Consider the following 20,381-nt stretch of genomic DNA (forward strand, 5'->3'; position numbering starts at 1 on the left):
CAGGGACAAGTAGACGGGCCCACATGCTACGTTCGATCGCTCAGATTAAAAAATAATATTATCGAATAACCAAAGACGCCATTCGCTATATGGAGCGGCTTAGTCGTCTGTCGGATCCGCAGGTTCTGGAGCCTGATCGCCGCCCGATGCCAGGTGCTGGCCGATCTGCATCCAGGCCTGGGCCGCTTCGGCATCGCCGGCAAAGTGGTGGCAACTGGCCGCAGCCATCGCGATGCGGGCATTGCGCGGGTCCAGGTCAAAGGCCAGCTCGTTCTGGGCGGCCGCGTTTTGCCACATCACCGTGGCATTGGGCGAGCCTTCCTTGTGCAAGGCATGGGCCTCGGCCATCCAGGCCTGGGCCAGGCGCAGCGCGGCTTCGGGCTGGTTGCGGTCGGCCTGGTGGGCGCGGTAAAAGGCCTGGCCCGCCTGCTGCCACAGCGCGCGGGCGGCAGCGAAATCGGTGGTGGCAATCTTTTGTGCCTCGGCAACGAACTGGTTGCCGGTGGCGAGGTGGTGGCTGTAGCTGTCTGCGGTCATGGGGCTGCGATGGTAGCAGCGATGGCAAGGGCTTGCAGGCGGCCCAGCACTTGCCACCGCGCGGACGGTTTAGCTGTGCGAAATACGCGTTCCGAGCAAGGCCAGGAACTGCGCCAGCCACTGCGGGTGGGCAGGCCAGGCGGGGGCGCTCACCAGATTGCCGTCGGTATGGGCCTGGTCCACCGCAATATCGGCATAGCTGCCGCCGGCCAGCACCACCTCGGCCTTGCAGGCCGGGTAGGCCGAGCAGGTGCGGCCTTGGAGCACACCGGCGCCCGCCAGCAGCTGCGCACCATGGCATACCGCTGCAACGGGCTTGTTGGCCGTGAAGAAATGGCGCACGGCGGCCAGCACCGCTTCGTTGTTGCGCAGGTATTCGGGGCCACGGCCGCCGGGGATCACCAGCGCGTCGTAGTCCTCTGCCTTGACGTCGGCAAAGCTTGCGTTCAGCGTGAAGTTGTGGCCGGGCTTTTCGCTGTAGGTCTGCGCACCTTCAAAGTCATGGATCGCCGTCTTGATCTGGTCGCCGGCTTTTTTGTCCGGGCAGACCGCATGCACCTGGTGGCCCACGGCCAGCAAGGTCTGGAAGGGCACCATGGTTTCGTAGTCCTCGCAGTAGTCACCACAGATCATCAGGATTTTCTTGGCCGGCATAGGGTCTCCAAAGGTTGGGTTCAGGCGGGTCTGCCTGCGCCATTGTGGGCCGGGTGGGCCCGGATGCCAAGGGCGGCGCGCGGGCAAAAAAAACCCTGCTCGTGGAGCAGGGTGGCAAAAGATGGCTTGGAGCCATCGCATGCTGTGGCGTTCATGGATACAGGCCACATCTTGGGCGCAGCGCAGGCGCTACGGGCTTCTCCTCTCGGAAAAATCAGAACTTGTAGGTGACGTAGAGGAACGGGATGATCGGGTCCAGCGTCAGGCGGGTCTGCGATACCGCCACCTTGTTGCCATTGACCGTCGTGGTCAGCTTGGCATCGGTCTTCATCGGCACATAGGACACCGAGAAGGTAATGCCCCAGTTCTTGTCGATCGCGTAGTTGGCACCGATGTTGAAGACCGGCGCCCACTGGCTGTCGATCTTGGCGGTGGTCTTGGCAACCCCTGGAGGCGCGCCGATCACACTGCCCAGCGTGTTTTGCAAGCCGCTGGTCAGCCGCACATTGCGGAACTGCGAATAGGTGACACCCAGGCCCAGCGAGACGCGGAACTTGTCATCGGCATTGCCAAAGAAGTACTTGCCCAGCAACGAAGGTGCATACAGACGCGCATTACCCAGCTCACCAATGGGCTCCAGGGTGCCGGCGCCATGGAGCTTGAGACGTGGCGGAATGCCCAGCACGCCTTCGACTGCCCAGTTGTCGGTCAGGAAGTAGTGCACGTTCAGGCCCAAGGTGGTGGCGCTCTTGAGATCGGCGCCCGAGCCAGGGATCTGGCGCTCAAAGGGCTCGACAAAGGTCAGCGGCTTGCTCTTGTCCTGGGGCGAGTAATTGAGCGCCCCGGCCCCTAACACCCAGTCGCCTGCCTTTTGGGCGTAAGCGCTGCTTGCGAGCAAGGCGGTGGCCGCCAGCCACATCCATTTCTTGGCTTGTTTCATTGCTTTGTCTCCTTGGGTTGCTGTTTGAACGATCGTCAAATCTGGCTTGTCTCGAAGACAGAGCATAGGAAGCCTGGCAGGCCATGTCGACAGGGTAAGCGCTGAATTTCAGCAAAAAAAGCACACTCGTTCTAATTTATGCCGACCTGGGGAAAATGCAGATGGGAAAGGGTGGGAGTTTGTTGTAAAAGCACACCTTTCTTACGCAGGCGCCTGCGGATTAGCGGCGCGAATTTTCCAGGCAGATGGAGGGTGAAGCTCGACTGATCGGGATGCGCAACCCCCATGCACCGGCCCCAACATGTCATAGCAACCAGCTTGGATCAACGATCGGTTTCGTGTTCCACCTGCCGTGCAAAGTCCTGCACCGAGCCCTCGTAGGGCTGGTTGTTGGCATCGAGCAGGGTCTGGCGAATGGCAGGCGAGCGAAGGGCTTGCTCGATCAATGCGTGCAGATGCAGCACCACCTGGGAGGGCGTACCCGGTGGGGCGAAGAGCCCAAACAGGGAATCCAGATTTGCGGATGGGTAACCCAGCTCTGCGAGGGTCGGCACCTCGGGGAGCACCGGCAGGCGGCGCGGTGCGCCAACCGCCAAGGCCTTGAAGCGCCCGTCACGCAAGGCGCTGAGCTGGCTCGGTGCGACGTTGGTCGACAGCAGCTCGAAGTGACCACCGAGCGCATCGGTCAATTGCTGCCCGCCGCCCTTGTACGGAATATGGCTGATGCGCACGCCCGCAAGCTGACTCACGCGTTGCAGCACGGTGTGCCCCGTCGTGCCTTCGCCCGTCGTTGCCCAGCGCAGCATACCGGGGTGCTTGCGCGCCTCGTCGACCATGTCGGCGAACGTGGAGGGTGCGAGCGCGGAGGTGCCCACCAGGAGCAGCGGCGTGCGCATGACACCCGCCACGGGCTGCACCGGCAATGGTGCAGCGGCTGCTGACGTTGGGGCACGCCGCGCGGCCGCGTGGCGCAGCAGGCCCACGGCAGCGGCGGCGGTAAAGACCAGCATCTGGCCATCGGGCGGACTGCGTTGCAGGAGTTCCAGCGCCAAGGTTCCACTCGCGCCGGGCCGGTTCTCGACGATCACCGGCGCCTGGCGCTGACCGACCATCTCCTTGGCCAAGGCCCGTGCCACCAGGTCGCTGACACCGCCGGGGGGATAGGCCACCAAAATCTTCAGCGCAGCGCCTGGCCTTTTCTGGGCGGCCAGTCCCTCAGTGGCCACGAGCGACGCGCCCATCAAGCCGCTCAGCAGCATGGCTCTGCGCGACCATCGTGGGGCGTTTGCCGGGCTCAGCTTGGGCGATCTGGACATCGATTCACCGGCTTTTGGCGCCATGGCGTTTGGCCAGCTTCTTGGCCAAGGCGATCACCGTGCCCAGCGGGCCATCGCAGTCATGCGCGCGGTACACCAAGGTCAACGGCGCCCATAGATCCAGGGACGGATCGAGCGAGCGGTACACCACCGCATGGCGATGTGATCCCTTGATCGATGCAGGAACAATGGACAAGCCCACGCCTGCAGCCACCAGGTTCACATTGGTCATCATGCGCTCGACTTCGGCGGCCACCTCCACATGGACATGGCGTTGTGCACACAGCGCCAGCAGATTGGCATACAGGCCCGGCGCACCGGGCCTGCGCACCAACACCAGCTTCTCGCCATCGAGCTCATCCAGCATGACGGGCTGGGCGCTGTTGTGCGCCAACCGGTGGTCCACCGGGATGGCCAGCAGCGCTTCTTCCCGCAGCAGGGGCTCGAATGCCAATCCATCGGGGTGAGCCACCGGCACGCGCAAAAAGCCGCAATGCAGACGTTGGCCAGCGACGGCTTCGGTGATTTCAGCGGCGTTGTTTTCGCTGACGCTCAGCAGGATGTCGGGGTGCGACTTGCGGCAGGTGCGCAGCACTTCCGGGGTGAAGGCATGCGCCGCGGCCGAGCTGGTGAAGCCAATGCGCAGATGGCCCCGCTCACCGCGCGCATACGCCTCGATGCGCTGCTGCATGGCGCCAAAGTCGCCCAGCAGCCGCTCGGCTTCTGCGCGCAGCTCATGGCCCAGATCGGTGAGATCCACGCCTTTGGGATGGCGACGAAACAGCGCGCTGCCCAGCTCGTTTTCCAGCGCCAGAATCTGCTGCGACAACGGCGGCTGCTGGATGCCCAGGCGCTCTGCGGCACGCGTGATATGGCCGCATTCGGCCACCGCAAGAAAATACCGGAGATGACGCAGTTCCATATATTTAAAAAGTATGCAGTTGATATCTTAGAAATCTTTGAAATATTTCGCAAGCCGACCAAGAATAGGAAAGCCCTCGCCAACCAAGCGCTGGTCCGCCAGCCTTGCGGGGAGCCGCACCCATAAAAAACGCTTGATAGGAGACAAACCATGAAATCGCCTCTTCCCCAACTCGGCCTGCCCCTGCTGGCGCTGCTCGCGCTCAGCGGCTGCGGCGACGGCTCCCTGGTGCTGCAAGGGCCGTCCACCTCCAACGAGGCAGCGCCCGTGACGGCCACCTGCCCCGCCGATGTGCCCAGCGACGCGAAATGCCTGTCCGGCCGCGACTCCAAGGGCGCGTTCTACATGATTGCGGTGCCGGCAAAGTGGAATGGCATCCTGGTGATGCATGCGCATGGAGGCCCCGATCTGGCCGCACCCGATCTGGACCGCTCGATGGAAGACCTGACCCGCTGGTCCATCATGGTGAAGTCAGGCTACGCATGGGCGGGCTCCTCCTACCGCCAGGGCGGGGTGGAAGTGCGCGCTGCCGCCGAAGACACGGAACGTCTGCGCGGCATCTTCCGCAAGCATGTGGCGATCCCCAGCAAGACCATCTTGCATGGCCAGTCCTGGGGCGCTGGCGTGGCAGCCAAGGGCGCGGAGATGTTCACGCTAGATACCGTCGGTGAGCGTCCCTACGATGGCGTGTTGCTCACCAGCGGCGTGCTGGGCGGGGGCACCCGTTCCTACGATTTCCGGCTCGATCTGCGTGTGGTCTACCAGTACCTGTGTGGCAACCACCCACGCCCCAGTGAACAGCCTTACGCGCTCAACCTCGGCCTGCCCGCCAATGTCACGATGAAGCAGGCGGATGTGGCGCTGCGCGTCAACGAATGCCTGGCGCTCAACAAGCCCGCTGCCGAGCGCACACCCGAGCAGAAGGCCAAAATCCAGACCATCGTCGATGTGATCAAGATTCCCGAGAGCGCCATCCAGTCGCACATGAACTGGGCGACCATGCACTTCCAGGATATCTCTGCCAAGCGCACCGGCGGCGAGAGCCCGTTCGGCAATGAAGGCGCGGTCTACACCGGCTCTGCCGACGATGCGGCCCTGAACGCCGGCGTGCTGCGCTACAAGGCCAACCCTGCCGCCTACCAGAAGTTCGCCACCGACACCGACCCGGTCGGCAAGATTCCTGTGCCGGTGCTGTCCACCAAATGGATCAGCGACCCGACCGCGTTCGTGGAGCTCGACTCTCGTTTCCGCGAGGTGATGCAAGAAGGCGGCAGTGCTAGTCGTCTGGTGCAGACCTTCACGACAAACGGTACCCACAGTTTTATCAGCGATCCCACCTATCCTGCGCTGATGGACGCGCTGCTGCAGTGGGTGAACAACGGCACCAAGCCCACGCCTTCCGGCATCGCCAGTGCCTGCCTGACGTTGGAAGCGACCTACGGCAAGGGCTGTAGCTTTGATGCGAGCTACACGTCCCCTGCACTGTCCACACGCGTCGCTCCACGCCAACGTCCGCAGTGATCGCTGCTGGCGCTTGCCCGGTGCTTGGGTTCCGTGCGTACTTGGCCCACCGGGATATCGCTAGGAACCACAGCAAGCGACTAATGTTTTTTTGCACTGGCCAACGCTGAGGCCGGTGCAAAGGCCGCGGATGGGGACGCTGACATGGATGTGGCTGCACGTGCTTTGGGAGGGTTTGGCAAACGATGCGATTAGAGCGCCAGTTCTGCCAACAATGAGCGCGGACAAGGCGCTCATGCGGTCAGTCGCTGGGTGTGCCGGATGGGCGCTGCTTGAGCATTCGGTTGATCCGGATGCTCAGCCCCCACGCCATCGCTGCGAATATGGCACTGCCCGTGATAGAGCCCATAGAGCGGCCGGAAAACGAGGGGCTGAAAAGCGACCGCTGAACGGTGCTGGCGAGTGTGCGATCTGCAGGGGCGACCCAGGACATGCCCGCTGTGGATTGGTGGGCTGAACAGAAGACATACAGCATGGCGCAGCAAACCAAGCCACCCAGCGCGCAGCGCTGTGCGACTTTGGCGAGGTGAACAGACTTCCATCCGTAGGCGATCAGCGGTAGCAACCACAGGGCAATGCCCGGCTGCACATAGCGTTTGAGGCTATCCAACCCTGGCTGGTAGGCATCCGAAAGTGATGCGGTGGCAGCATGGAAGTACACACCCGCGGCGTAGGCCAGCATGAAAGAGAAGGTGGCCATGACTTCCCAATGCGGCCATGGCGATAGAGGGGGGTTGTCGGGGTGCATGCGCGGATTATCAAAGCGCGCATGCAGATGAGGATGAAGTCAGTGTGAACTCGAAACACGGCGCATCGGGCCGTGTTTCTGCGTCCGTCCTCAGCCTTGCGCCGCCCGCACACACACCAGCGCATCCACCTGGTCCAGCAGCATCTGCAGATGCCGCGTGCGCAAGGCGTCGCCCAGCAAGTCCACCTGCAGCAGGCTGCGCCAGGTGGCGGCGTGGTCGATGCGAAAACCGCTGAGGGCGGAGATCAGGTAGTGCACATCGGTGGCAGTGACCTCGGGCTTGAACAGGCCCTGGGCCACGCCGCGTTCCAGGATGCGCTCCAGAGGGGTCAGGGCCGCGCGGCGCAGCGATTCGTTGTTGGAGACCTGGCCCAGCATCTCGCCACCCTGGAAGTTCTCCTGCAGCACCAGACGGGTGAAGGCCTGGTTGTTGGCGTGGTAGTCAAAGCTTTTCTGGGCCAGCGCATGCAGCGCTTCCAGCGGCGCCAGCGCGTCCAGGTTCAGGCTTTCTTCGGAGGCGCGGATGTCGGTGTAGCTTTGCTCGATGACGGCCAGGTACACGTCCTTCTTGTTGCCGAAGTAGTAGTACAGCATGCGCTTGGCGCAGCCGGCCTTGGCCGCGATGCGTTCGAGCCGGGCGCCGTCATAGCCATAGTTGGCAAACTCGGTCTTGCCGGCATCGAGCAAGGCTTGGCGCATGCCTGCCGATGCGCCGGGCTCATCTGCCTGGGGGTCTTGAGGGGTTGGCTCTTGCTGGCCTTGCTGCTTGCTCACTGCCGGATCTCCGTGGACACAAGCGGGCAAGCGTAACATGCGCGCTCCCCGCCGAGGCCGGGGTAGAAAAAAGCCATGGCTTGCAGTGCAGGCCATGGCGCTTTTCGGGTTGGGTGCAGGGTGGCCCCTGCGTGCTTACCGGGCCTTGTCAGGCAGGGCGTAGGCGATCACGTAGTCGCCACGGTCGGGCGACTGGCGCGCGCCGCCGGCAGAGATCAGCACATACTGCTTGCCTGTCTTGGGCGATTGGTAGGTCATCGGGCCGCCCTGGCTGCCTACGGGCAGGCGGCTCTTCCAGATCTCCTGGCCGTTGGCGGTGTTCCAGGCGCGCAGGTAGTAATCCTGCGTGCCGGCAAAGAACACCAGGCCGCCCTGGGTGGACAGGCTGCCGCCCAGGGTAGGCAGGCCGACGGGCAAAGGCAGGCGCATCTTGATGCCCATCGGGCCGGTGTCCTGCACGGTGCCCACGGGTACTTGCCAGACCACTTGCTGGGTCTTCATGTCGATGGCCGAGAGCGTGCCAAACGGTGGCTTCTGGCAGGGGATGCCCAGCGGCGACATGAAGCGGTCCTTGATCACCGCATAAGGCGTGCCGCCCAGCGGCACCTGGCCCATGCCGGTGTTGGGTTGCTCGCCGCCGTCGGACAGCGTGGCCTTGGCTTGCTGCGGCATCATCTGCACCCACAGGCCCAGGCGCATGTCGTTCACAAAGATCAGGTGGTTGTTCGGGTCGGCCGAGATACCGCCCCAGTTCATGCCGCCCAGCGATCCGGGGAAGCTGAGCGACACATCGGTGGACGGCGCCGTGAACAGGCCTTCATAGCGCATCGACTTGAACTTGATGCGGCAGACCAGCTGGTCCAGCGGCGTCGCGCCCCACATGTCGGCTTCGGTCAGGGTCTTGGTGCCAATCTGCGGCATGCCGACGGAGACGCGCTGGGTAGCGGCATATTTTTCACCGGCAATGCCTGCGGGCTTGACGGGCACATCGTCCACCTGGGTCAGCGGCTGGCCGCTTTGGCGGTCCAGCACAAAGATCTGGCCGGCCTTGGTGCCCACCACCAGTGCGGGCGTGCTGCTGCCATCCTTTTGGGGGAAGTCGATCAAGGTCGGGGCCATCGGAATATCAAAATCCCAGAGGTCGTTGTGCACGGTCTGGTAGACCCATTTCTCATGGCCGGTGGAGGCATCGAGCGCCAGGATGGAGGCGCCGTACTTCAGATCGGCGGCCGAGCGCGGCACGCCATACAGATCGACCGAGGGCGAGCCCATGGGCAGGTAGACGGTGTTGGAGCTGGGGTCGTAGGTGGTACCGGCCCACACATTGGCGGACGAGCGCGTGTAGGTGGCGCCAGGGGCCAGCACCTCGTTGGGCGTGTTGGAGCCCGCATCAAAGGCCCAGCGCAGCGCGCCGGTCATCACGTCAAAGCCACGGATCACGCCGCCGGGCATATCGACCTGGACGTTGTCGGCCACCCGGCCGCCGACGACGATGGTGGTGCCAGCCACGGTGGGGGCCGATGTGAGCGTGTAGTAGGCCGGGTTGGCGATGGCGCCCAGGCCCTGCTTCAGATCGACAATGCCCTGGTTGCCAAAGCCGGCGCAGAGCTCGCCGTTGTCGGCATTGATCGCAAACAGGCGCGCGTCGATGGTGTTCATCACAATGCGGCGCTGGCACTGGTCGCCTGCGGGCAGCGCAACGGGCTGCACGGGCGACGAACCCGCCACCTGCGGCACCGGCAGCGGCGCATTGGCATCAAAGTAGGCCAGGCCCCGGCAGCGTTCCCAGACACCGCCCACATGCGAGTTGGTGTCGTGGCGCCACAGCTGCTTGCCGGTGTCGGCATCGAGCGCAATCACGTTGTTGCTGGGCGTGCAGACAAAGACCTTGTCACCCACTTGCAGCGGCGTGGTCTGGTCCTCGGCTCCGGCGCCGGTGGATTGGGGCACATCGCCGGTGTGGAAGGTCCAGGCCACCTGCAGCTGGTTGACGTTGTCCACATTGATCTGGTCCAGCGCCGCAAAGCGGTCGTTGTTCGTGCCGTTGCCGTAATGGCTCCAGTCCTTTTGCGCGCTGGCGGCATCCACCGGCTTGCGGCTGATGGCCGCCTGGTTCTGCACCTCGGGGTGGATCTGGAACATGGAGGCAAAGCTCACCAGGCCCACGAGCAGCAGCACGCCCGCCAGTGCCAACGGGCCTTTGCTGCTGCGCGCGCGGGGGCTGCCCGCTTGCAGCAGCGGCAGGCAGGCGCTGACCACCGCTGCGCCAAAGGTCATCGCCAGCAGGCGCGAGACCAGGCTCCAGTAGTCCAGGCCCACTTCGGCCAAGGCCCAGAGCACCGTGGCGGCAAAGGTCGCCAGGTACAGCCAGCCGCCCGAGCGGCGGCCGCGCAGCACCTGCACGCCCGACAGCAGCAGGCCCAGGCCTGCCAGCAAAAAGTACCAGCTGCCGCCCAGGCTGATGAGCTTGCCGCCGCCGACCAGAAAGGCCAGGCCGGCGATGGCCAGCACTGCGCCCAGCACGCCGAGCAGCAGGCGCACGGCCAGTGACGGTACACGCGCTTGTTGTGTCATATCGATCCTCGAATCTGTCTTGGGCCTGGCAGGCGCAGCAGCCCTCTGCGCAAGGCCCGGGAGGGGCGTTGTGCAGAGGGCCCGAAGCAGTCGCTGCTACAGACCTTGTCTTGTGTGAGAAAAAATGTCCATTGTGGTGAGAAATAAAGTCCATCGCTGCCTGATGTGTACCGGATATTTCAAGAATTTCTGAAACAAATAGCCGCCGAGCAGCCATGGGCTGGCGCAAATGCTGCTGGCGCGCGCGCTGAAGCGGCGTGGATTCAGGCGCTGAAATGCTGCTTCATCAGCGGCTTGAGGATGCCGTGCACGGCCTTGACCAGGCGGTTGTGCGGCCGCGCGGCCGGTGTGGCCAGCACGATGCGGTTGCGGATCACCGGATGGCTGACCTGGGCGGTAAACACCGGCGCACTGCCTGGCCAGGTTTTCACAGCGCTGGCGGGCACGACCGAGCAGCCCACATTGCGGGCGACCAGGGACAGCACCATCTTGATCGAATCAACCTCGGCGACGATGCGCAGCGGCAGCTGCTGGTCTTCGACCGCGTCGTCAAAAATCATGCGCAATGCCTGCGGGCGGCTGGGCAGCACCAGCGGGTAGTCCACCAGCTGGGCGACCTTGACCCGCTCGGGCAAGGGGCGGGTGCTGATCAGCACCAGGGGCTCGCGCGTCAGCGGCTCGGTCAACAGCTGCGGGGTGGGGCTGGGGTCAAACAGCACGGCCACATCCAGGCGGTCAGCCAGCAGCCATTCGCGCAGGCGAATGCTCAGGCTCTCTTCGACAATGATCGAGGCATCGGGGCAGGCCTGCAAAAACTGCTGCACCACATCGGGCGTGATGAGGCTGGCCACCAGCGGCGGCAGGCCCAGGCGCACCTTGCCGCGCGGGCTTTGCAGACGCGCGGCCATGTCGGCCTTGGCGGCATCGACGGCCGCGCTGATGTTGCGCCCATGGGCCAGCATGGCCTTGCCCGATTCAGTCAGCCGCACGCCCCGGCCATGGCGCTCGAGCAGCGGCTGGCCCAGCTCAGCCTCCAGCAGCTGCACCTGGCGGCTCAGGGTCGGCTGGCTCAGGTTCAGCGCCGCAGCGGCCTTGCTGTAGCTCTGTGCCTGGGCGACCGCCATGAAGTACTGCAAGCGCACAAAATCCATGCATCACCTCTATATCTGATATTTGGATTTTATAGGTGATCAAAAAACTGGCAGTTCCACAATGCGCTCAAGACGACTCTTTGATGGCCTTGCATGAACGCCCCGACCCCCCACCTCCAGCAGCCCGTACAGACCTATACGCTGGCGCCCTCGCGCCCCAGTCTGGTGCTGCCCGCTGGCAGCTGCGACAGCCATGTGCATGTGTTCGGCCCGGTGGATGCTTTTCCGTATGCCGAGCCGCGCAGCTTCACCCCCGCCGATGCGGGCAAGGAGACCTTGTTCGCGCTGCACCGCCATCTGGGCATCAGCCGCTGCGTGATCGTGCAATCGGCCTGCCATGGCTATGACAACCGCGTGGTCGAGGATGCGATTGCGCATGGCGGCGGCCGCTACCTGGGTGTGGCGCTGGTGCCGCTGTCGGTCGAACGCACCGAGCTGCAGCGCCTGGCCGCAGCAGGTTTTCGGGCGATCCGCTTTAACTTCATGAAGCACCTGAACACCGGCGCCTCGGTCGAGGACGTGGTGGCCTTGACGCCGATGCTGGCCGAGCTGGGCATGCACCTGCAGATCCATTTTGAGAGCGCGCTGATCCACAGCCTGGGGCCCGTGCTGCAGCAATCGGCCTGCCCGGTGGTGATCGACCATATGGGCCGTGTGGATGCCACGCTGGGCCGGGAGGGCGCCGATTTTCAGGCACTGCTGCGGCTTCTGGAGCAGCCGCTGTTTTACGTGAAGGTCAGCGGTATCGACCGCATCGATGCGACGCCGCCTTACCTGCACGGCATTGCGCGGGCGCAGGAGCTGGTGGCCCATGCGCCCGAGCGCGTGCTCTGGGGCAGTGACTGGCCGCACCCCAACCACACGCATGTGCCCGATGACGGCGTGCTGGTCGATGCGCTGGCGCAGTTCAGCCCCAATCCGGCGCATCTGCAGGCCCTGCTGGTGGACAACCCCCAGCGCCTCTACCGCTTCGCAGCCTGAGACATTCGCAAGGAAAAAAGCATGGCGATTTTTGATGCCCACACCCCCGTCAACCCGCAAGGCCGGCTGGCCGGCAAGGTGGTCTACATCACCGGTGCCGGCGCCGCAGGCGCGGGCTGGGGCAACGGCCGGGCGACGGCGATCCGCTTTGCGCAGGAAGGCGCACTGGTGTTTGGCGTGGACCGCAATGCCCAGGCGCTGCGCGAGACCGAGGGCAGCATCCGCAGCGCGGGCGGCCAGTTTGTCGCGGGCCATTGCGATGTGATGGACCCGGCGTCGATCGCTGCATCGGTACAGGCCTGCCAGGCGGCGCTGGGGCGCATCGATGTGCTGGTCAACAACGTGGGCGGCTCGGCCAAGGGCGGGCCGGTCGAGATGGACGAAGCGGTCTGGGATGCGCAGCTGGACTACAACCTCAAAAGCGTGTTTCTGTGCTGCAAGGAGGTGTTGCCGCTGATGCAGGCGCAGGGCGCGGGCAGCATCGTCAATATCTCATCGACCTCGGGCATGCGCTGGACGGGTGCGGCGCAGATCGCCTATGCATCGAGCAAGGCGGCGGTGATCCAGTTTTCCAAGGTGCTGGCCGTGCAGTACGCGCCGCACCGCATCCGCGTGAACACCGTTGTGCCCGGCCAGTTGCACACGCCCATGGTCGAAACCCGTCTGGCCGGCCAGCGCGCCGGTGGCGATGTCGAGGCGCTGCTGGCCCAGCGCCAGGCGCGTATTCCGCTGCCCTTCATGGGCGATGGGCGCGACACCGCCAATGCGGCGCTGTTCCTGGCCTGTGACGAATCGCGCTTTGTGACGGGCACCGAGATTGTGGTGGACGGCGGTATGACCGTGCGCTGCGGATAAAGCAAGATTATTGAAGGAGACAACGATGAGATTCCAAGCCTTTCCCGCAGCCCGCCAGTGGCTGCACGCTGCCGTGCTCGGCACCGCCCTGGGCTGCGCCAGCAGCGCCATGGCGCAAAGCGAGATGACGCGCCTGCTGGTGGCTTTTCCGCCCGGCGGCCCGGTGGACTTCATTGCGCGCAGCATGTCGCAGCAGCTGGCCAAGGAATTGGGCCATCCGGTGATTGTGGAAAACAAGCCCGGCGCCAACGGCGCGATTGCCGCCGACAGCGTGATCCGCTCCGCACCCGATGGCAAGACCCTGTGGCTGACCAGCGTGGGTGCGGTGGCCATCAACCCCGCGCTCTACCCCAAGCTGAACTACAAGCCCGCCAGCGACCTGGTGCCCGTCTCGCTGGTGGTCAACAACGTGGAGATCATGGTGGTCAACGCGCAGACCAGCTTCAAGGACGGCAAGGATTTTGTGCAGGCCGCCAGCCAGCGCAAGGACAAGCCGATGACCATGGCCTCGTCAGGCACCGGCAGCGTGCCGCATCTGGCAGCCATCCAGCTCAATGAATCGGCCGGCCTGAACCTGATGCATGTGCCCTACAAGGGCGCGGCCCCCGCCATTACCGATCTGATGGCCGGCCATGTCGATGGCTTCTTTGGCGATATCCCTGGCCTGGTGGGCGCCATTGACAGCGGCAAGTTCCGGCCCGTGGGCATTGCCGCTGCCAAGCGCAGCGCCCGCTACCCGAATGTGCCCACCTTTGACGAGCTGGGCTACAAGGGGGTGGATTCGAACAACTGGTATGCGGTGTTTGCGCCCAAGGGCACCAGCCCCCAGGTAGCCGCCACCTTGAGCCGCGCCATCCATGCGGCCTTGCATGCGCCCGATGTGCAGCGCAAGATCGAGGCCTCGGGCGCCGAGGTGGTGGGATCCAGCCCCGAAGCGCTTGCCCAGCAGCTGGCGACCGACACCGACAAGTGGACCGCCATCATCCGCCGCAACCGCATCACCCCCGATTGAGATTGAAAGACTGCCATGCGCATTGAAGCGATTGAGCCAGGCACGCGCAGTGCGCTGGCGGAGCTGGAGCAACAGATACGCGCCGAGCGCGGCCGCATCTCGCCGCTCTACCAGGTGCTGCTGCACAGCCCCGCCATTGCCAAAGGCTGGGAGCAGATGCTCTCTGCCGTGCGCAACTACAGCAGCATCGATGCGGGGCTGCGCGAGCTGATCATCCTGCGGGTGGCCATGCTCAACCAGGCGGCCTATGAGTTCGAGGCCCATGTGCCGCATGCGCTCAAGGCTGGTGTGACGCAGGCCGCCATCGATGCAACGCGCGACACCGGCACCACCGCCAGCCCGGCCTGGGATGGCCTGCAGCAGCTGGCCATCGCAGTGACCGATGCACTGACCCGCGATCTGCAGGTGCCCGAGCCCCTGTTTGCACAAGTGGCCGCGCGCTTCAATGCGCAAGAGCAGGTGGAGCTGTTTGCCACCATCGGCGCCTACAACATGGTGTCGCGCTTTTTGAACGCTTTTGAGATTGGCCACTGATGCCCGCACCCGCACCTGCTACCGCTATCGACAGCCTGCTGCTGCGCTGCACGCCGGCAGCCCATGAAACCGCCAGCGCGCTGGCGCAGACCGCGTTGGCGCTGCTGCGCAGGGATTTTGCTGATCTGCGGCTAGTACGCGTGGCCCAGCAGCCCCAAGGCATCGCCTATCTGTACTTCGCACTCGGCAGCCCGCAGCCGCTGAGCGCCGATCAAACGCGGCAGGCCGAGCGCCGCTTGCAGAGCGCAGGCAGCGCCGGCCTGGCCGCTTGCGCGCTCTCGCGCCTGCAGCTGGTGATGCACTGTATCGGTCCGGCCAACGGTGAAGCCACGCCGGTGCACTACGCCGTCGAGATGGACCCCGAGGCCGATTGGCAGGACGAGTTGTTTGCCTGGTATGACCAGGAGCATCTGCCTGGCTTGGCCAGCGTGGCCGGCACCGCCCAGGCCTTTCGCTACCTGAACCTGGACCATGGGCCGCTGTCGCTCGCCTGCTATGACCTGGTCGATGCCGAGGTGATGGGCTGCCCGGCCTGGCTGGCGGTGCGGGGGACAGATTGGAGCGCGCGGGTGCGGCCGCATTTCACGAATACACGGCGCACCATGTTTGATACGCAGGCGCTGCCTTAGGCGCTAGCCACCGGCGAGCACAGCTCCACCAGGCTGCCATCCGGGCAGCGCACATAGGCCACCACCTGGCCCCAGGGCTTGGTGGTCGGTGCTGCCAAGGCGGTTGCACCGGCGGCCAGTGCACGCTCGTAGGCAGCAGCCACTTCGTCGCTGACCAGTGCGATCTCCACACCCAGTGGCTGGGCCGATTCTGAGGCGGCCACATGGCCGCCGCTGAAGTTGGCATGGCCCAGCGCATGGTCGGCAAAGGCCAAGGTGGTGGCGCCGGTCTCCAGCTCGCCGTAGCTGCCCGAGGGGTGCAGAAAACGGGTGGCCAGGCCAAAGGCCTGCGAGAAAAAGGCCAGCGATGCGGCGACATCGGGCACATAGATGATGGTGTAGCCGAACTGCAGTGCAGGCATCGTCATACCCGCACCAACTGGCCATGCACCTCCTGCGGGTTGCGCAGCAGGCTCAGGATGGGGCAGGTGCTCTCGACCGACGCATACAGCGCATCGATCTGCAGATCGCTGGCGGGCGAGCCCACCCGCACTTCGTAGCGGATGCCTTGCAGGCCACGCGGCAGCGATTCATAGCCGGGGGTGCCGGCGCGCGCATCCATGCTGCCCCAGACATCGACCTCGACCGAATCCAGCGGCACCTGCATGGCGGCGGCCTGGATCTCGAAGATATGCACCATGCAGGTGCCCAGCACGCCCAGCTGCAGCTCGGGCGAGCTGGGGCCCAGGTCGTAGCCGGCAAAGCCGCTGGCACTGTCGCTGATGATCTGGTGGTCGCGGATGCGCATGCGGCGCAGGCCGGTGCGGCCCTCGGCCGTCACCTTGGCATGCAGCGGGCTGGGGCCCACTTCGCCATCGGTGATGCGCTGGTCGCGGGCCAGCACCGCCTTGCGCTTGTGGACCAGAAATTCGTTGAGGCTCATGGCAACTCCTTCAGATTCAGTGTTTGTGGTTGGCGCGGCGTGCGAGCCATTCGCCCGCAAATTGCAGCACCGAGACCAGGGCGACGAGGATGACGATGACTTCGAACATCACCCGTGTTTCATAGCGCTCGTAGCCATAGCGGATGGCCAGATCCCCCAGGCCGCCCGCGCCCACGGCGCCGGCCATGGCCGAGGCGTTGACAATGGCGATCACGCAGACCGTCATGCCGCCGATGATGCCGGGCAGGGCCTCGGGCAGCAGCACATGGCGCACGATGTGCCAGCGCTTGCAACCCATGGCGCGCGCCGCCTCGATGAGGCCCCGGTCCACATCGTTGAGGCTGACCTGGGCAATGCGGGCGAAGAACGGGATCAGGTTGGCCGACAGCGGTACCACGGCGGCCCAGGTGCCCAAGGTGGTGCCCACCAGCGCGCGCGTGACCGGCAGCAGCGCGACCAGCAGGATGATGAAGGGGATGGCGCGGAAGATGTTCACCAGCACCGACAGGCCCTTGTAGAACAGCGGGCGCGCATACAGGCCCTTGGGGCCGGTGACGGTCAGCACAATGGCCAGCAGCAGGCCGCAGCTGATGGCGATGACCGAGGATACGCCGACCATCAGCAGGGTCTGGCCCAGGGCCTGCAGGTATTTATCAATGGGGCTGGACATAGCCAAGAATCTCCAGGGTATCGGCGCCTGCGGCCTGGCGCAGGGTCTCCACAGGCGGCAAGGGGCTGGCCGGCAGGCGCACGATCAGCTGGCCCACGCTGTGGCCTTGCAGATGGTCCAGGCCGCCATGGATCAGCTGGGCGCCGCCGCACAGCGACTCCAGCGCCTGCAGCGCGGCCAGCGGCAGGCCCTGGCCGGGTGGCAGGCCATGAAAGCGCAGGCCGATCAGCGCCTGGCTGTGGCTGGCATCGGGCGTGGGCTGCAGCTGCCGGGCCACCTCATGGGGCAGGCCTTGCTTGAGCGAATGCAGCATGGCCTGCGAGGCCGCGCTTTGCGGCGCGCCAAACACCTGCCAGACTTCGCCCAGCTCCTGCATGCGGCCATGGTCCAGCACCAGCACGCGGTCGCAGATGGCGCGGATGACGGCCATGTCATGGGTGATCAGCACCACCGTCAGTCCCAGCTGGCGGTTGATGTCGCGCAGCAGGTCCAGAATCGACTGCGTGGTCTCCGGGTCCAGCGCCGAGGTGGCCTCGTCGCAGAGCAGCACCTCGGGCGAATGCACCAGCGCCCGGGCAATGCCCACGCGCTGCTTTTGCCCGCCCGAGAGCTGCGCCGGGTAGGCCTGGGCCTTGGCAGACAGCCCCACCAGGTCGAGCAGCTTGCCCACGCGCTCCTGCATCTGGCTGGCGCTGGTGCCGGCCACGCGCAGCGGCAGCGCCACGTTCTCCCAGACGGTCTTGGACGACAGCAGGTTGAAGTGCTGGAAGATCATGCCGATCTTGCGGCGCAGCTGCACCAGGTCGTCCTCGGGCAGGCGGGCAGGGTCGATGCCCTGCACCTGCACGCGGCCCTGGCTGGGCACCTCGAGCGCATTGATGGTGCGCAGCAAGGTGGACTTGCCCGCGCCACTGCGGCCGATGATGCCGAAGATCTCGCCCCGGCGGATCTCGAAGCTGATATCGGCCAGCGCCTGCATGGCGCCGGGGTGCCCGTCGGCGCCGTCATAGCTCTTGCCGACCTGCTCAAAAACGATATGTGCCGCCATCGTCAGAAGGCCGGTGCGTACATGTCTTTGAACTTGGTGTTGATGAGCTGGCGGATGCTGTCGTTCTGGAACGAGGCGACCAGCTGCTTCACCCAGGGTGCATCCTTGTCCTGGCTGCGCACGGCGATCAGGGCCGCGTAGGGGTTGCCTTCGCTCTTCTCGACCGCAATGCCATCGATGAAGGGGCGCAGACCGGCCTGGAAGGCGAAGTTGCTGGTGATGGCCGCCGCATCCATGTCCTGCAGCGAGCGCGCCAGCACCACGGCATGCGCCTCGGTAAAGCGCAGCTTGCGCGGGTTGTCGATGATGTCGGCCGGACCGGCCTTGGGGCTGAACGGATCAAAGCCATCGCGCAGGCGGATAAGGCCATGGTCGCGCAAGACGATCAGCGCCCGCGCCTGGTTGCTGGCGTCATCGGTGATGCCGATGTGGGCGCCCTGGGGCAGGTCTTCCAGGCGCTTGTGCTTGCGCGAGTAGAAGGCCAGCGGCGACATCATCGTCGTGCCCACTGCGCTGATCTTGTAGCCACGCTGGCGTACCTGTTCTTCGAGGAAGGGCAGATGCTGGAAGGCGTTGGCCTGCAGGTCGCCATTGTTCAGCGCCTCGTTGGGGCTGACCGAGGCGCTCATCACCACCAGCTCCAGGTTCAGGCCCCGGGTCTTGGCAACCTTGGCGACTTCGCTCCACAGATCTTCTGCCACACCACCGCGAATGCCCACCTTGATCAGCTTGGGCGCACTGGCATCCGCTGCCCAGACATAGGCAGAAGAGGTGGCGGCCAGGACGGCCAGGCTGGTGTGGAGAAACGCGCGCTTGTTCATGACATGAAACCTGTTTTACAAAAACAGCGAGCAGTGTACGCCATCGTTTGCTGCAGTGCAGCATGCGCCAGGCTGGGCGCAGCGGTGTTATGCGCGGGTCATCAGGCGCCTGCATTCCCTATCGATCAAGGGAATAAGCACCGGCGGTGCTTGCGAAGGGTTCTCAGCGGCTGCTGCAGGCCTTGCAGGTTTGCAGGGCCAGGCGGTGCAGCGCCTGCCAGCCGTTGGCCGGCCACTCGGGCACCTTCAGGCCCTTGACGATGCCATCGACCGCATGGGCCGAGTGCAGCAGGCGGGCGACGGTGGCATCGCTGATGCGGGGCAGCACGCGCTCGAAATGGCGCTCCTTGTTGCCCCAGACGCGGTTCTCGCGCAGGGCCATGGGCATGGGCCGGCCGTTGCGCAGCGCGTCCTTCACCCGCTTCATCGCGCGGATGTCTTCGGCCAGCGCCCAGTGCACCAGCACCTCGGCCTCGCCCTCGGCCTGCAGGCCGTTGAGCATGCGCTCGGTGCGCAGCACCTGGCCCGAGAGCACGGCATCCGAGAGCTTGAACACGTCGTAGCGGGCGACATTCAGCACTGCCTGTTCGACCTGCTCAAAGCCCAGCTCGCCTGCCGGGTAGAGCAGGCCGAGCTTTTGAATTTCCTGGTGGGCGGCGAGCAGGTTGCCCTCGACCCGGTCGGCAAAAAAGGCCAGGGTGCGCTGGCCTTCCTCACCGGCTTTGACATGCTGCTTTTGCTGCTGCAGGCGCTGGGCAATCCAGGCGGGCAGCGCGGCGCGCTCGATGCTGTCGACCTGCAGGGTGACCCCATGCGACTCCAGCGCGGCAAACCAGGCGCCGGTCTTGGTGGCCTTGTCCAGGCGCGGCAGCACCACGATGGTCAAGGTGCTGTCGTTGTCCACACTGCTGCTGACCAGCTGCTGCAGCGCCGTGCTGCCATCCTTGCCGGGCTTGCCGCTGGGGATGCGCACTTCGATGATCTGCTTGTCGGCAAAGAGGCTGAGGCTCCCGCCGGCAGCGAGCACCGCACTCCAGTCAAAATGCGCGCCGGCAACGGTAAAGCTGCTGCGTTCGGTATAGCCGTTGGCGCGCGCGCTGGCGCGGATGGCATCGACGGCCTCCTGCACCAGCAGGGGCTCGTCGCCATGCACGGTGTACAGAGACCGCAGCCCCTTGCCCAGCTGGGCACTCAACTGATTCAACGGCACTTGCATGCTTGGTGGCGCTTCCAGCGCTGCGTGGCCGCAGCGCTTGTCATTCGGTAGGGGTGACGGACTTGACGATGGCCAGGCGCCGCACGATCTGCTGAACGATGTCGGTCTGCATGTTGCGGTAGAGCATTTCCTCTTCGTTCGCCTTGGACAGTGCGTAGGTTTCCAGGTAGCTGATTTCGCGGTACTGCATCAGCTCGGAATCGGGCACATAGAGGGCGCCCTTGGCATCACGCACCCGAAAGCGCGTGATCAGGCGGATCTGCAGCTCGCGCACCTCGCCGGCCGCATTGCGCGAGACGACGACGCGCTCGCGGCGCTGGCCCAGGTCATCGTAGATGGCCTCGGCCTGCGTGGCCTGGCTCGGGTCGCGCAGCACCTGCAGGCTGCCGGCAGCCTCCAGGTGGCGTTGCAGCTCTTTGAGGAAGCCCGAATTGGCGTTGCCGTTCAAATACAGCGATTTGAAGGCGAAATCCACCGATCCGCGCAGTTTGAAGCCGCATGCCGCCAGCAGCGGCACGCTTGCCAGGGCAGTAAGCAGCGTGCGTTTTTGCATGGC

The 20,381-nt window shown here is 64.9% G+C and carries 23 protein-coding genes; 7 read left to right on the forward strand and 16 right to left on the reverse strand.

Features of this window, described 5'->3' with window-relative positions:
* Positions 1 to 99 precede the first annotated feature (99 nt).
* The 5 genes from WH265_RS20045 to WH265_RS20065 form a co-directional block, all read right to left on the reverse strand.
* On the reverse strand, positions 100 to 537 hold the full coding sequence (locus WH265_RS20045; RefSeq protein WP_339536072.1) for a hypothetical protein: 438 nt from the start codon (positions 535 to 537) through the stop codon (positions 100 to 102).
* A gap of 69 nt (positions 538 to 606) precedes the next feature.
* Positions 607 to 1,191 (reverse strand): DJ-1/PfpI family protein, encoded by a 585-nt coding sequence (locus WH265_RS20050; RefSeq protein WP_339559425.1) that lies wholly within the window; start codon positions 1,189 to 1,191, stop codon positions 607 to 609.
* A 214-nt stretch (positions 1,192 to 1,405) separates the two neighbouring features.
* Complete coding sequence (locus WH265_RS20055; protein WP_027010678.1) at positions 1,406 to 2,131, reverse strand: OmpW/AlkL family protein; 726 nt, start codon at positions 2,129 to 2,131, stop codon at positions 1,406 to 1,408.
* A gap of 323 nt (positions 2,132 to 2,454) precedes the next feature.
* Positions 2,455 to 3,357 (reverse strand): tripartite tricarboxylate transporter substrate binding protein, encoded by a 903-nt coding sequence (locus tag WH265_RS20060; protein ID WP_339559426.1) that lies wholly within the window; start codon positions 3,355 to 3,357, stop codon positions 2,455 to 2,457.
* Positions 3,358 to 3,451: 94 nt separating this feature from the next.
* Positions 3,452 to 4,336, reverse strand: a complete 885-nt coding sequence (locus WH265_RS20065; RefSeq protein ID WP_339559449.1) for a LysR family transcriptional regulator — start codon at positions 4,334 to 4,336, stop codon at positions 3,452 to 3,454.
* Here WH265_RS20065 and WH265_RS20070 point away from each other — a divergent pair.
* A complete protein-coding gene (locus WH265_RS20070; RefSeq protein ID WP_339559452.1) occupies positions 4,217 to 4,495 on the forward strand; it encodes a hypothetical protein in 279 nt (92 codons plus the stop codon). The two genes, WH265_RS20065 and WH265_RS20070, sit on opposite strands and share 120 nt — an antisense overlap.
* 24 nt (positions 4,496 to 4,519) lie before the next feature.
* Positions 4,520 to 5,890 (forward strand): hypothetical protein, encoded by a 1,371-nt coding sequence (locus WH265_RS20075; RefSeq protein WP_339559427.1) that lies wholly within the window; start codon positions 4,520 to 4,522, stop codon positions 5,888 to 5,890.
* Between the two features lie 241 nt (positions 5,891 to 6,131).
* Here WH265_RS20075 and WH265_RS20080 read toward each other — a convergent pair whose 3' ends face one another.
* The 4 genes from WH265_RS20080 to WH265_RS20095 form a co-directional block, all read right to left on the reverse strand.
* Positions 6,132 to 6,638, reverse strand: coding sequence for a hypothetical protein (locus tag WH265_RS20080; protein ID WP_339559428.1), 507 nt, complete (start codon positions 6,636 to 6,638; stop codon positions 6,132 to 6,134).
* Positions 6,639 to 6,728: 90 nt separating this feature from the next.
* Positions 6,729 to 7,412: a TetR family transcriptional regulator gene (locus WH265_RS20085; protein ID WP_339559429.1), complete on the reverse strand. Its 684-nt coding sequence runs from the start codon at positions 7,410 to 7,412 to the stop codon at positions 6,729 to 6,731.
* 135 nt (positions 7,413 to 7,547) lie between these two features.
* On the reverse strand, positions 7,548 to 9,986 hold the full coding sequence (locus WH265_RS20090) for a membrane-bound PQQ-dependent dehydrogenase, glucose/quinate/shikimate family (protein ID WP_339559430.1): 2,439 nt from the start codon (positions 9,984 to 9,986) through the stop codon (positions 7,548 to 7,550).
* Positions 9,987 to 10,249: 263 nt separating this feature from the next.
* Positions 10,250 to 11,137 carry a LysR family transcriptional regulator gene (locus WH265_RS20095; protein ID WP_339559431.1) on the reverse strand — a complete coding sequence of 296 codons (888 nt, stop codon included), beginning with the start codon at positions 11,135 to 11,137 and terminating at the stop codon, positions 10,250 to 10,252.
* 93 nt (positions 11,138 to 11,230) lie between these two features.
* Between WH265_RS20095 and WH265_RS20100 the strand changes: the two genes are divergently transcribed.
* The 5 genes from WH265_RS20100 to WH265_RS20120 are packed head-to-tail and all read left to right on the forward strand — an operon-like array spanning position 11,231 to position 15,148.
* Entirely contained in the window at positions 11,231 to 12,118 is an 888-nt protein-coding gene (locus WH265_RS20100) for an amidohydrolase family protein (protein ID WP_339559432.1), read from the forward strand.
* A 21-nt stretch (positions 12,119 to 12,139) separates the two neighbouring features.
* A complete protein-coding gene (locus WH265_RS20105) occupies positions 12,140 to 12,973 on the forward strand; it encodes an SDR family NAD(P)-dependent oxidoreductase (protein WP_339559433.1) in 834 nt (277 codons plus the stop codon).
* A 25-nt stretch (positions 12,974 to 12,998) separates the two neighbouring features.
* Positions 12,999 to 13,985 (forward strand): Bug family tripartite tricarboxylate transporter substrate binding protein, encoded by a 987-nt coding sequence (locus tag WH265_RS20110; RefSeq protein WP_339559434.1) that lies wholly within the window; start codon positions 12,999 to 13,001, stop codon positions 13,983 to 13,985.
* Between the two features lie 15 nt (positions 13,986 to 14,000).
* Positions 14,001 to 14,519 carry a carboxymuconolactone decarboxylase family protein gene (locus WH265_RS20115; RefSeq protein WP_021025962.1) on the forward strand — a complete coding sequence of 173 codons (519 nt, stop codon included), beginning with the start codon at positions 14,001 to 14,003 and terminating at the stop codon, positions 14,517 to 14,519.
* Positions 14,519 to 15,148, forward strand: coding sequence for a hypothetical protein (locus WH265_RS20120; protein WP_339559435.1), 630 nt, complete (start codon positions 14,519 to 14,521; stop codon positions 15,146 to 15,148). Before WH265_RS20115 ends, WH265_RS20120 begins: the two co-directional genes overlap by 1 nt.
* On the opposite strand, the gene WH265_RS20125 is transcribed toward WH265_RS20120, so the two are convergent.
* The 7 genes from WH265_RS20125 to WH265_RS20155 form a co-directional block, all read right to left on the reverse strand.
* Positions 15,145 to 15,540, reverse strand: coding sequence for a VOC family protein (locus tag WH265_RS20125; protein WP_339559450.1), 396 nt, complete (start codon positions 15,538 to 15,540; stop codon positions 15,145 to 15,147). The genes WH265_RS20120 and WH265_RS20125 overlap by 4 nt on opposite strands.
* An 11-nt stretch (positions 15,541 to 15,551) precedes the next feature.
* Positions 15,552 to 16,070: an OsmC family protein gene (locus tag WH265_RS20130; RefSeq protein WP_312990233.1), complete on the reverse strand. Its 519-nt coding sequence runs from the start codon at positions 16,068 to 16,070 to the stop codon at positions 15,552 to 15,554.
* A 16-nt stretch (positions 16,071 to 16,086) separates the two neighbouring features.
* On the reverse strand, positions 16,087 to 16,740 hold the full coding sequence (locus tag WH265_RS20135) for a methionine ABC transporter permease (protein WP_339559436.1): 654 nt from the start codon (positions 16,738 to 16,740) through the stop codon (positions 16,087 to 16,089).
* Positions 16,724 to 17,788: a methionine ABC transporter ATP-binding protein gene (locus tag WH265_RS20140; RefSeq protein WP_339559437.1), complete on the reverse strand. Its 1,065-nt coding sequence runs from the start codon at positions 17,786 to 17,788 to the stop codon at positions 16,724 to 16,726. Before WH265_RS20140 ends, WH265_RS20135 begins: the two co-directional genes overlap by 17 nt.
* Positions 17,789 to 17,790: 2 nt before the next feature.
* Positions 17,791 to 18,609: a MetQ/NlpA family ABC transporter substrate-binding protein gene (locus WH265_RS20145; RefSeq protein ID WP_339521075.1), complete on the reverse strand. Its 819-nt coding sequence runs from the start codon at positions 18,607 to 18,609 to the stop codon at positions 17,791 to 17,793.
* A 163-nt stretch (positions 18,610 to 18,772) separates the two neighbouring features.
* A complete protein-coding gene (holA, locus tag WH265_RS20150; RefSeq protein WP_339536102.1) occupies positions 18,773 to 19,825 on the reverse strand; it encodes a DNA polymerase III subunit delta in 1,053 nt (350 codons plus the stop codon).
* Positions 19,826 to 19,865: 40 nt separating this feature from the next.
* Positions 19,866 to 20,378, reverse strand: a complete 513-nt coding sequence (locus WH265_RS20155) for an LPS-assembly lipoprotein LptE (protein ID WP_312990235.1) — start codon at positions 20,376 to 20,378, stop codon at positions 19,866 to 19,868.
* Positions 20,379 to 20,381: the final 3 nt, after the last annotated feature.

The organism is Comamonas sp. MYb396 (genome assembly GCF_037479555.1).
In the GTDB taxonomy this organism is placed as follows: Bacteria; Pseudomonadota; Gammaproteobacteria; order Burkholderiales; family Burkholderiaceae_C; genus Comamonas.

Bases quoted from the DNA above. Each gene is read 5' to 3' on its own strand.
- WH265_RS20080 (WP_339559428.1), bottom strand. From the start codon at position 6,638: ATGCACCCCGACAACCCCCCTCTATCGCCATGGCCGCATTGGGAAGTC.
- WH265_RS20045 (WP_339536072.1), bottom strand. From the start codon at position 537: ATGACCGCAGACAGCTACAGCCACCACCTCGCCACCGGCAACCAGTTC.
- WH265_RS20120 (WP_339559435.1), top strand. From the start codon at position 14,519: ATGCCCGCACCCGCACCTGCTACCGCTATCGACAGCCTGCTGCTGCGC.
- WH265_RS20050 (WP_339559425.1), bottom strand. From the start codon at position 1,191: ATGCCGGCCAAGAAAATCCTGATGATCTGTGGTGACTACTGCGAGGAC.
- WH265_RS20135 (WP_339559436.1), bottom strand. From the start codon at position 16,740: ATGTCCAGCCCCATTGATAAATACCTGCAGGCCCTGGGCCAGACCCTG.
- WH265_RS20105 (WP_339559433.1), top strand. From the start codon at position 12,140: ATGGCGATTTTTGATGCCCACACCCCCGTCAACCCGCAAGGCCGGCTG.
- WH265_RS20070 (WP_339559452.1), top strand. From the start codon at position 4,217: ATGGCGACGAAACAGCGCGCTGCCCAGCTCGTTTTCCAGCGCCAGAAT.
- WH265_RS20140 (WP_339559437.1), bottom strand. From the start codon at position 17,788: ATGGCGGCACATATCGTTTTTGAGCAGGTCGGCAAGAGCTATGACGGC.
- WH265_RS20145 (WP_339521075.1), bottom strand. From the start codon at position 18,609: ATGAACAAGCGCGCGTTTCTCCACACCAGCCTGGCCGTCCTGGCCGCC.
- WH265_RS20055 (WP_027010678.1), bottom strand. From the start codon at position 2,131: ATGAAACAAGCCAAGAAATGGATGTGGCTGGCGGCCACCGCCTTGCTC.
- WH265_RS20095 (WP_339559431.1), bottom strand. From the start codon at position 11,137: ATGGATTTTGTGCGCTTGCAGTACTTCATGGCGGTCGCCCAGGCACAG.
- WH265_RS20100 (WP_339559432.1), top strand. From the start codon at position 11,231: ATGAACGCCCCGACCCCCCACCTCCAGCAGCCCGTACAGACCTATACG.
- WH265_RS20090 (WP_339559430.1), bottom strand. From the start codon at position 9,986: ATGACACAACAAGCGCGTGTACCGTCACTGGCCGTGCGCCTGCTGCTC.
- WH265_RS20115 (WP_021025962.1), top strand. From the start codon at position 14,001: ATGCGCATTGAAGCGATTGAGCCAGGCACGCGCAGTGCGCTGGCGGAG.
- WH265_RS20110 (WP_339559434.1), top strand. From the start codon at position 12,999: ATGAGATTCCAAGCCTTTCCCGCAGCCCGCCAGTGGCTGCACGCTGCC.
- WH265_RS20155 (WP_312990235.1), bottom strand. From the start codon at position 20,378: ATGCAAAAACGCACGCTGCTTACTGCCCTGGCAAGCGTGCCGCTGCTG.
- holA (WP_339536102.1), bottom strand. From the start codon at position 19,825: ATGCAAGTGCCGTTGAATCAGTTGAGTGCCCAGCTGGGCAAGGGGCTG.
- WH265_RS20130 (WP_312990233.1), bottom strand. From the start codon at position 16,070: ATGAGCCTCAACGAATTTCTGGTCCACAAGCGCAAGGCGGTGCTGGCC.
- WH265_RS20075 (WP_339559427.1), top strand. From the start codon at position 4,520: ATGAAATCGCCTCTTCCCCAACTCGGCCTGCCCCTGCTGGCGCTGCTC.